At 66.5% G+C, this 9044-nt stretch carries 9 protein-coding genes and 1 tRNA gene; 5 read left to right on the top strand and 5 right to left on the bottom strand.

Translation table 11 applies throughout. From position 1 onward, the window contains the following. Positions 1-145: 145 nt before the first annotated feature. A complete protein-coding gene (locus QZZ33_RS07380) occupies positions 146-1480 on the top strand; it encodes a crosslink repair DNA glycosylase YcaQ family protein (protein WP_291379129.1) in 1335 nt (444 codons plus the stop codon). 22 nt (positions 1481-1502) lie between these two features. On the opposite strand, the gene QZZ33_RS07375 is transcribed toward QZZ33_RS07380, so the two are convergent. Together QZZ33_RS07375 and QZZ33_RS07370 are read right to left on the bottom strand one after the other, a co-directional pair. Then, complete coding sequence (locus QZZ33_RS07375) at positions 1503-1805, bottom strand: hypothetical protein (RefSeq protein WP_291379128.1); 303 nt, start codon at positions 1803-1805, stop codon at positions 1503-1505. A 77-nt stretch (positions 1806-1882) separates the two neighbouring features. After that, positions 1883-1965 (bottom strand) — tRNA-Tyr (locus QZZ33_RS07370). A gap of 88 nt (positions 1966-2053) precedes the next feature. On the opposite strand from QZZ33_RS07370, the gene QZZ33_RS07365 reads away from it, so the two are divergent. After that, a complete protein-coding gene (locus QZZ33_RS07365) occupies positions 2054-2545 on the top strand; it encodes a YajQ family cyclic di-GMP-binding protein (RefSeq protein ID WP_291379127.1) in 492 nt (163 codons plus the stop codon). Beyond that, positions 2545-3291 (top strand): YwiC-like family protein, encoded by a 747-nt coding sequence (locus QZZ33_RS07360; RefSeq protein ID WP_291379126.1) that lies wholly within the window; start codon positions 2545-2547, stop codon positions 3289-3291. The genes QZZ33_RS07365 and QZZ33_RS07360 overlap by 1 nt, the downstream gene beginning before the upstream one ends. 43 nt (positions 3292-3334) lie before the next feature. Here the strand turns inward: QZZ33_RS07360 and htpX are convergent, their stop codons facing one another. The 3 genes from htpX to QZZ33_RS07345 all read right to left on the bottom strand — a co-directional run bounded on the left by htpX (position 3335) and on the right by QZZ33_RS07345 (position 6270). Beyond that, the gene (gene htpX / locus QZZ33_RS07355; protein WP_291379125.1) at positions 3335-4213 is read right to left on the bottom strand and encodes a zinc metalloprotease HtpX; all 879 of its coding nucleotides are present in this window, start codon (positions 4211-4213) and stop codon (positions 3335-3337) included. 108 nt (positions 4214-4321) lie between these two features. Next, positions 4322-4831 (bottom strand): GNAT family N-acetyltransferase, encoded by a 510-nt coding sequence (locus tag QZZ33_RS07350; protein ID WP_291379124.1) that lies wholly within the window; start codon positions 4829-4831, stop codon positions 4322-4324. Between the two features lie 68 nt (positions 4832-4899). Continuing rightward, positions 4900-6270 carry an FAD-dependent oxidoreductase gene (locus QZZ33_RS07345; RefSeq protein WP_291379123.1) on the bottom strand — a complete coding sequence of 457 codons (1371 nt, stop codon included), beginning with the start codon at positions 6268-6270 and terminating at the stop codon, positions 4900-4902. 237 nt (positions 6271-6507) lie between these two features. On the opposite strand from QZZ33_RS07345, the gene QZZ33_RS07340 reads away from it, so the two are divergent. Next, a complete protein-coding gene (locus QZZ33_RS07340) occupies positions 6508-7566 on the top strand; it encodes a phospholipase D-like domain-containing protein (protein WP_291379122.1) in 1059 nt (352 codons plus the stop codon). Between the two features lie 335 nt (positions 7567-7901). Continuing rightward, the coding region (locus QZZ33_RS07335) for a nitrite/sulfite reductase (protein WP_291379130.1) at positions 7902-9044 on the top strand (1143 nt) is incomplete at its 3' end.

The following is a 9044-nucleotide window of genomic DNA, read 5'->3' as shown; positions in this document are numbered from 1 at the left end:
GGACCTTTTCCTTACCATGGAAACGCTCTACCGACTGAGCTATCGGGGCAAGCCGAACTAGCGTACACGGCGCAAGGTCCCCACAGGAAATCGGCCAATCCGCACCGCTTAGAGCGTGTCACACCTGATCGCTACAGTGTCGCTCGTGACACTTGCCGTCAGCGCCGCACAGGCCCGTCGCGTCTTTCTGCACGCCCAGGGACTCGCCCGCAAGCGCCCATCGCGCGCGGTACGGGAACGCGACTTCGCGGCGTACCTCGACACCCAGGGCGTCCTCCAACTCGACACCGTGAACGTGTTGGCCCGCGCCCACTACATGCCGCTGTTTTCCCGGTTCGGCCCCTACCCTTTGGCACGGGCGGAGGCGTTTCTGTGGGGCGACGCGAAAGGGCATTCGGCTCACGCCTTCGAGCACTGGGGGCACGAGGCCTCCGTGATGCCTCGTGAGTTGCTGCCCGCGATGCATCACCGCATGGTGTCCGGCGTTTCGTGGCAGTCGAAGTGGCGCGACCGGCTCGATGCCGAGCGCCCTGGCCTGATCGACGGCGTGAGGGCGCTTGTTGAGGAGCAGGGGCCCTTGGTGGGTGCAGACGTGGAGCATCTCGCGCCCAGGGACGGCCCCAAGGGCCCGTGGTGGGACACCAGCCACACCAAGGACGCTCTCGAGTACCTGTTCATCGCCGGCAAGGTCGCGGCGTCGCGGGGGCGCCACTTTGCCCGCACGTACGACGCCACGGCGCGGGCGTGGGGGCTTCCCCCTGCCGACGCTGTGGACGCGGGAGGCTCCCACCCGTGGGGGCTTCCCCCTGCCGACGCCCGCCAGCAACTCTTCGAACGTGCGCTCGCTGCGTGCGGCATCGGCACGGTCGCGGACGTGTGCGACCACTTCCGCCTACCGTTGCGACCGGGCACCCGGGCGCCAGACGCCGCTGGCGGGGAGGCCTGGGCGGCATCGGCCGTGGAGCGTGGCCTGGCCGAATGGGTGGAGGTCGAGGGCTGGAATGCGCCCGCGCTCATGGCAGTGGGTGGGCCCAGCGACGCGGCGCCGTGGCATCGAGCCGCGGCCGACCCCGGCCGCGCCACGGGCGCCGCTCTGCTCAGCCCCTTCGACCCCGTCTGCTGGTTCCGGCCCCGACTTCTCCGGATGTTCGGGATGGACTACACCATCGAGATCTACACGCCTGAGCACAAGCGGGTATACGGCTACTACTGCCTTCCTTTCCTGCTGGGCGACCAGATGGTGGGCCGCGTGGACCTCAAGGCGGACCGCAAGGCCGGAACCTTGCGGGTGCAGGCGGCGTGGCGCGAGGAACGTGCCGTGACTGGCGCGCGGCGGCGCACCGACGCGGAGATCGCGTCGGCCCTTGCGGCTGAACTTGAGACGATGCGCGGCTGGCTCGGTCTCGAGGCGGTTGCCGTGGAGTCACGTGGCAATCTGGCGCCCGCGTTGGCGGGGGAGGTGGCGGTGGGTTCGACCTAGGCCGTGGCCTCAGGCTCAACGGTCAGGCGCCCGGTCCCGCCATGTCGTGACCGAGCGCGACGGTGTGGACGTCCACCCAACCCACAGCGGCCCGCACGGCCCCGACGTCGGTCTCCACGCCGTCGGCCGCTATCAGGGCCTCACCCTCAATGCTGACGCCTACGGGGAGCGCCTGCTCAATGAGAGACCGCAAGTCGTACTCCACGCCCACCAGGTCGTAATCGAGCGTCGACTCGCCCAGGGCGTCGGCGATGTGGTCGGCCAGCGTGCCCGCCTCGACGCCAAAGAGTGCGGAGGCCACGGACTCGGAGATCACGGTGGACATACCCCGGAGGGTACACCGCTGCGACTGCCACACCTGTCCCGAAAAATGACGAGGGCCCGGCGAACCGGGCCCCGTCGTGGCAGGTGAGGGATTCGAACCCCCGTAGTCATAAGACGGCTGATTTACAGTCAGCTCCCTTTGGCCGCTCGGGTAACCTGCCTTGCGCTTGGCGCGCATGGAAGGATAGCAAGGAATCCCGGGCCACTGTGAATGCGCCCGGCACAACAGTCACACAACAAGGAGGACTCATGGCTGGCGACAGCAGCTTCGACGTGGTGAGCAAGGTGGACCCGCAGGAGGTCGACAACGCGCTCAACCAGGCTCACAAGGAGATTGCTCAGCGCTACGACTTCCGCGGTGTGGACGCCTCCATCAAAATGTCGGGCGAGACCGTGGTCATGGAAGCCAACTCGGAGGAGCGCGTGAAGGCCGTCTTGGACGTCTTCATCGCGAAGCTCGCCAAGCGCGGCGTGAGCCTGAAGTCGCTCGACTACGGCGACCCGCAGCCGTCAGGGAAGCTGTACCGCCTGGGTGCGACCATCAAGGAGGGAATCTCCCAGGAGACCGCCAAGAAGCTCACCAAGCTGGTGCGCGACGAGGGCCCCAAGGGCGTCAAGGCGCTCATCCAGGGCGACGAACTGCGCATCAGCTCCAAGAGCCGCGACGACCTCCAGGCAACCATGGCGCTACTCAAGGGCGCCGACGTGGACGCCGACCTGCAGTTCACTAACTACCGGTAATGACGACGGCGTCTCGCACGGGCGCGCGCAAGGGGTCGATCCGACGGCGTTGGGTTCCGCCCCAACACGGCGTGTGGGCGATGCTGCTCCTGCCCTACCTCGCTGGGCTGCAGTATGGCTTCGTCTGGTTGCACGTGCCCCTGCTGGTGGTGTGGATCGCCGGCTGGTTGGCGTCGTACTACGCGTTGCTAGCCCTGAAGACGCTGCGGGTGCGCGCCGTATGGCGGCAAGTGCTGGTCTACGGCACCGTCAGCGGGGTCGCCGCCATCCCGCTCTTCGTGTCGCGCCCCCAACTGCTGTGGTTTTCACCCGTGTTCGCGGTGCTCCTGGCCATGAACGCGGTATCCACTCGCGCGGGTCAGGAGCGCGCGACGGGCAATGGGTTGGTCTCCGTGACGATGGCCGCGCTGATGGCGATGATCGCGCCGGCCACTGCTGGCCTCGACTGGACGCTCAGCATCCCGGTCGCCGTGGCCTGCTGGCTGTACCTCGCGGGAACGGTGTTCTATGTCAAGACGATGATCCGCGAGCGCGGTAGCACGCTTCACTACGCGTTCTCCGTGGCCTTCCATGTGGGTGCGGTGGCCGGAGCCATCGCAGTGAGCCCGTGGCTCGCGCTGCCCTTCACGTTGTTCTTGGTGCGCGCCGCACTGTTGCCGCGCTGGCGCCTCAAGGTTCCGGTGGTGGGCGCCATCGAGGTGGTCCACTCGGTGCTGCTCTTGGGCTTCTTGCTCGCGCTGTTCTAGACGGAGCGGGCCTGGAGGCGCTCGTCGCGCCTTGCCGCACGGCCTAGCTCAGGAAGCCCCTGTTCGCGTTCATCTCTTCCAGCCGAGCAATGCGCTCGTCCATCGGAGGGTGCGTGGAGAACATGCGGGCCAAGCCGACCCCCTTGAAGGGATTGGCGATGAAGAGGTGGCTGACGTTCTCGAGTTGTGAAGTCTGCTGCAGCGGACGGGCTGCAGTGCCGTGCTCCAACTTGCGCAGCGCCGACGCGAGGGCGGCGGGGTCGCCCGTGAGCCTCGCGCCATCCTCGTCCGCATCGAACTCGCGGGTGCGGGAGATCGACATGCGGATCAGGGTGGCGGCCATCGGGGCGAGAATCAGCATGGCCAGCAGGCCGAAGAAGCCAAACGGGCTGTCGCGGCTGTCGCGCCCGCCACCAAACCACATCATCATGGTCGCGACCGATGTCACGATGCCCGCAAGCGCCGCCGCGACCGATCCGATGAGGATGTCGCGGTTGTACACGTGCATCAGCTCGTGGCCCAGCACCCCGCGCAACTCGCGCTCGGTCAGCAGCAAGAGGATGCCCTCGGTGCAACACACTGCCGCATTGGAGGGGTTGCGGCCGGTCGCGAAGGCGTTCGGGGCCGCCGTGGGCGACACATACAACTGGGGCATCGGCTGGTTTGCTTCGCGGGACAGTTCCCTCACGATGCGATACATGGTCGGCTGCTCGACCTCGGTGACCGGGCGGGCCTGCATGGCCCGGATGGCGAGCGTGGCGGAGTTCCAATAGCCAACGAACGTGCTGACAACACCGATCACCGCGAACAACCACAAGTAGCTGCCGCCGGAGATGAAGCTACCCATGGCCAACAACACGGCCCAGAGCAGGACAAACAGCCCTAGCGTCTTGGCGCCGTTGAAGTACCTGCGGGTTGTCACATCATCCTCCTCGTGTCCGTAATAACGGGCGGCTCGGCGCGCGCGTTCCACCATGGGCAGTGGTGGTGCGGTTGCCGTGCCACGCTCCACGGCATGGCGTGAGCCGACTCACGCAGGTGGCTCGAGCAATCGCTCCATGCACAAGAGGTCGTCGCGGTCGTCCCACGACGGGACGGCCTCAAAACCCCACCTTTCGTAAAGCCTGATCGCCCCCGTTCGCCATCTCAACACGGTGAGCATCGCTCGCTGCGCCCCCATCGCCCGAGCCGCAGCGAGCGCCGCCGCAACAAGTGCCCCCGCAACTCCGCGGCCGCGACACGCGGGATCGACCCACAGCCGCTTGATCTCGCAACCGCCCGATTCCGGGGCGGTCACAAGAACGCAACCCACCGCGTCGGCGCCCTGCCAAGCGACAAACGCCGCAGAGGTCCCGAGGGTAGTGACGAGCCGAGGAGGATCCACTCGGTACTGCGGGGGCAGATCGTCGGGCGACTCGATGGTCGACCCCTTCTCGCGCTCCGTGGCGACTAGGTAGTCGGACAACAGTCGGGCCAGTTCTGCCTCACCCGACCACGGGCGCACCTGCAGGTTGCTCGGTACGGATTGAGCCACGTCCATGGGGTGTGCGCCTCCCGCGCAGTACGGATTGAGCCATCTGCAGACCCGAGAAGGGGTGCGCGCGGCCGCTAGTCTCGGCGCAACGCGATGTCCGTCATCTCGTCGCGCGGCACCACCTTGAGGCGCTCGCGGCCGTCGGCTTCTCCGCTGGCCCGCTCGAACGCATCGAGGACCTCCCAGTCCTTCCACTGCACTACGGGAACTCCGCGCCCCTTGAGCAGCTGCAGCACGTTGTCGGGGCTGAGCTGCTCAGGGCCCGCCTCCGACTCGGCAAACAGCCGGTCGGCGTCTTCGACCAGATTCTCGATCGTCTCCGCCGCGTCGGACTTGGTAGAGCCGATGAGGCCCACCGGGCCGCGCTTGATCCAGCCGGTCGTGTAATAGCCGGGCAACACGTCGCCGCCGTCCAGCACGCGGCCCTTCTCGTTCGCGATTGTGCCCTTGGAAGCGTCGAACGGGATGCCATCGAGGGGCGTGCCGTAGTAGCCGACAGCGCGGTACACGGCCTGCACCGGATAGTCGATGAACTCCCCCGTGCCCTTGGCGTTGCCATCACCCGTCAAGGCGGTACGCTCGACCCGCACGCCCGTGACCTTGCCGTCCTCACCCAACACCTCGTGCGGCGCCTGCAAGAAGTGCAAGTGGATCCGTCGCGAAGCGCCAGTGGGCTCGCGCAAGGTCCAGTCGGTGAGGGTCTTGACCACCTGCTTGGTCTGGTGATGCCCATCGACGGCGGCCATGGAGCCCTCGTCAAAGTCGTAGTCCTCCGGGTAGACGATGATGTCCACGTCCGGTACCTGACCGAGTTCCCGCAACTCGAGCGGTGAGAACTTCACTTGCGCGGGACCGCGACGCCCAAATACGTGGACGTCCGTCACTGGCGACTTCTCGAGCGCCTCCTTGACGTTGGCTGGGATGTCCGTCGCGACCAGGTCCTTGGGGTGCTTGGTCAGCATGCGTGCCACGTCCAAGGCGACGTTTCCGACGCCGAAGACCGCGACCTCCTTGGCGGTCAGCGGCCATGTGCGCGCCACGTCGGGGTGGCCGTCGTACCAGCTCACAAATTCGGCCGCACCATAGGAGCCTTCAAGGTCGATACCGGGGATGTTGAGGGCGGCGTCCTTGAAGGAGCCGGTCGCGAAGACCACCGCGTCGTAGTGCTCGCGGAGGTCGCGCAACGTCAGATCGGTGCCGATGTTGACGTTGGCAAGCAGGCGGATGTCGCCACGGCCAAGAACGTTCGCCAGCGCCACAATGATCTGCTTGATGCGCGGGTGGTCGGGGGCGACCCCGTAACGCACCAGTCCGAACGGGGCAGGCAGCCTCTCGATGATGTCGATGGAGACGGGCAGGCTGGACTTGCTGAGGATGTCAGCCGCGTAGGTACCGGCGGGGCCGGCGCCGATCACAGCGACGCGCAGCGGTCGTTCCGTAGTCACGATGAGAGTCCTTGAGATGGGAGACATGGGTGCCCCGGATGACGACCAGGGCGAACGGCACAGAGTATAGACACCCCTTCGCACACCCCACGGTTCAGGTACTCCATTCTTATCCACGTGTGGCGACTGGCGCACGGCGAGAAGGCCTGGCGCGTCGGACATGAACCTTCGTTGAATTTCCAGTGACGATGTGCGCGCACGGAATGTATCTGCGCGTCGGAGTGTCACCGTAGGAGCATGGACATTGCGCAGTTGACCGCGAGGGCCAGACCCGGCCCCGGGCCCGCGCGCGTCAAAGACGAACGCAATCTGGAGCAGGCTGACCTACTCCTGCCGCAGGACTACATGGCCGACGCCACTCACCGCATTCACCACGCGAAGCATCGCGTGCGAGTGATGGCACTGACCATCGCGGACGAACATGAGACTGAGGCCCTGCTGGACGCACTGGTCGCGGCGGCACATCGCGGCGTCGACGTCCACGTCGCGGCCGACACCTTCACGTACGCGGACGCTGCCGGCCGCTTTGTGCCCAAGCGCTACCTCACACGCCGTCGGCGAGCCTCGATGGACATGGCCAAGGAGTTGACCGACGTGGGGGCCACGTTCGACTGGCTCGGCCAAGAGGGCGGACTGCCCTGGCGAGGGCGCACGCACACCAAGTTCTGCGTAGTCGACGACACGGTCTACAGCTTCGGCGGGGTCAACCTGGACGACCAGGGCGCCACCAATGTCGACTACATGTTGCGCATCACGGACCACCGGCTCGCTGAGGACCTGGCGCGGCTCTACTCCCGCACCCGCCGCGCCAATTCACGGTTCTCCGGCTTCCGATCGTCCGCACTCAAGTACGGCAAGGATCAGGTGCTCGTCGATGGTGGGTTGCCTGGAGACTCGATTATCTACCGGCGCGCGCTCAAGTACGCCCGCAAGTCCCGACGCATCGTGCTGGTGTCGCAATACTGCCCCACGGGCGAGTTGGGCAAGGTCGTGAGTTCACAGCGGCACGAGATGTGGTTCAACCCGCCGCGCAATGCGAGCCTGGTCAATCGCATCCTCATCTCCGTGTCGATGGCGATCACCGGGCACCGCACGCTGTACAACAAGCGCCAGTACCTCCATGCCAAGGTCATCGTGTTCTACCTCAAGTCGGGGAAGCGAGTCGCGATCACCGGTTCCCACAACTTTGTGCGCGGCGGGGTGACTCTGGGAACCAGGGAGATCGCACTGCAGACCAAGAACCCCCTGGTGATCGACCAGATAGAGCAGTTCATCGAGGATCAGGTGCGCCACTAGCGCATACCCCCTCCGGTATTCTCCCTGGTAGGTGTCGCCAACTCGGGCATGCTGGCCATTTGCCCGGGACCTCGGTCCCGTGCCACACTTTCGGCCATGGCCCTCCAGCACACCCGTACGCGCTCGATGCGCGCGATGTGCTGCGCCATGTGTCTGACGGCCTGAGCCGCCCAGACGCAGACCCCCCTGCAACCCTGGGCGCTCGGCCTTCCGAGCGCTGCTGGAACGCGCTCGCGGACGAGCTCCCGTAAGCCCCCCAACGAGGAGGATCGGTGAGCACCACCACCGACAGCAACGCCGACGAGCGCCGCCGTCAGCGCGAAGAGGCCCGCCTCATCCGCACGCGGGAGGCTTCGGCGCGCAAGGACACCGCCTCCAAAGACGGCCAGTGGGCCGCTGGCGACCGCACGCCGCTGAACACCAACGAGGAGTTCAAGTCCGTCTCCGACCCGCTGGACGTGCGCCAGCGCATCGAAACGATGTACTCCAAGTGGGGCTTCTGGTCGATTCCCCCGAGCGACCTGCGCGGGCGCATGCGCTGGTGGGGTCTCTACACGCAGCGCCGCCCAGGGATCGACGGCGGCCGCACCGCTCAACTCGAGCCACACCAGTTGGACGACGAGTACTTCATGCTGCGCATCCGCTCTGACGGCGGCCAACTGTCCGTCAGGCAGGCCAGGATGATCGCCGACGTGTCTCGCGACTTTGGGCGAAACACCGCCGACGTCTCCGACCGACAGAACATCCAGCTTCACTGGATTCGCATCGAGGATGTGCCGGAGATCTTCCGCCGCGTCGAGGACGCGGGGCTGCTCACCACGGAGGCGTGCGGCGACAGCCCGCGCGTCATCCTCGGCTCGCCCGTGGCCGGGGTGGCCAAGGACGAGCTCATCGACCCGACGCCGCACATCCAGGCGATCATCGATCGCGGCATCGGCTCTCCCGAGTTCTCCAACCTGCCGCGCAAGTTCAAGACCGCGGTCACCGGCACCCGCATCCCCGACATCCTCCACGAGGTGCAAGACGTCGCGTTCGTGGCGGTCGAGCACCCTCAGTTGGGAGTCGGCTACGACCTGTGGGTCGGCGGCGGCCTGTCCATCAACCCGCACCTGGGCGTCCGCCTCGGCGCATTCGTCGAGCCGGACAAGGTGGCCGAGGTGTGGGCAGGCGTGATCGGCATCTTCCGCGATCACGGCTACCGGCGACTTCGCACGCGCGCACGCCTCAAGTTCTTGGTCAAGGCGTGGGGCGGAGAGAAGTTCCGCCAGGTTCTCGAGGAGGACTACTTGGGATGGAAACTCCCAGACGGTCCCGGTCCACAAACAGCCGCGCCAGGTGATCGCGGCGACCATGTGGGCGTCCACGAACAAAGGGACGGCAACTTCTACATCGGTGCCGCTCCCATTGCGGGCCGCGTCTCGGGTGACACGCTCGCGGCCATCGCCGACCTTGCAGAGGCGGCCGGCTCCGACCGCATT

The organism is Demequina sp. (assembly GCF_016278775.1).
Taxonomy (GTDB): Bacteria; Actinomycetota; Actinomycetes; order Actinomycetales; family Demequinaceae; genus Demequina.
Note: the sequence above shows the minus strand (reverse complement) of the source record. Positions and strands in the feature narration are given on the sequence as shown.

Coding starts and splice junctions, on each gene's coding strand:
- QZZ33_RS07375 (WP_291379128.1), bottom strand. CDS start 1,805: ATGTCCACCGTGATCTCCGAGTCCGTGGCCTCCGCACTCTTTGGCGTC.
- QZZ33_RS07365 (WP_291379127.1), top strand. CDS start 2,054: ATGGCTGGCGACAGCAGCTTCGACGTGGTGAGCAAGGTGGACCCGCAG.
- QZZ33_RS07360 (WP_291379126.1), top strand. CDS start 2,545: ATGACGACGGCGTCTCGCACGGGCGCGCGCAAGGGGTCGATCCGACGG.
- QZZ33_RS07350 (WP_291379124.1), bottom strand. CDS start 4,831: ATGGACGTGGCTCAATCCGTACCGAGCAACCTGCAGGTGCGCCCGTGG.
- QZZ33_RS07340 (WP_291379122.1), top strand. CDS start 6,508: ATGGACATTGCGCAGTTGACCGCGAGGGCCAGACCCGGCCCCGGGCCC.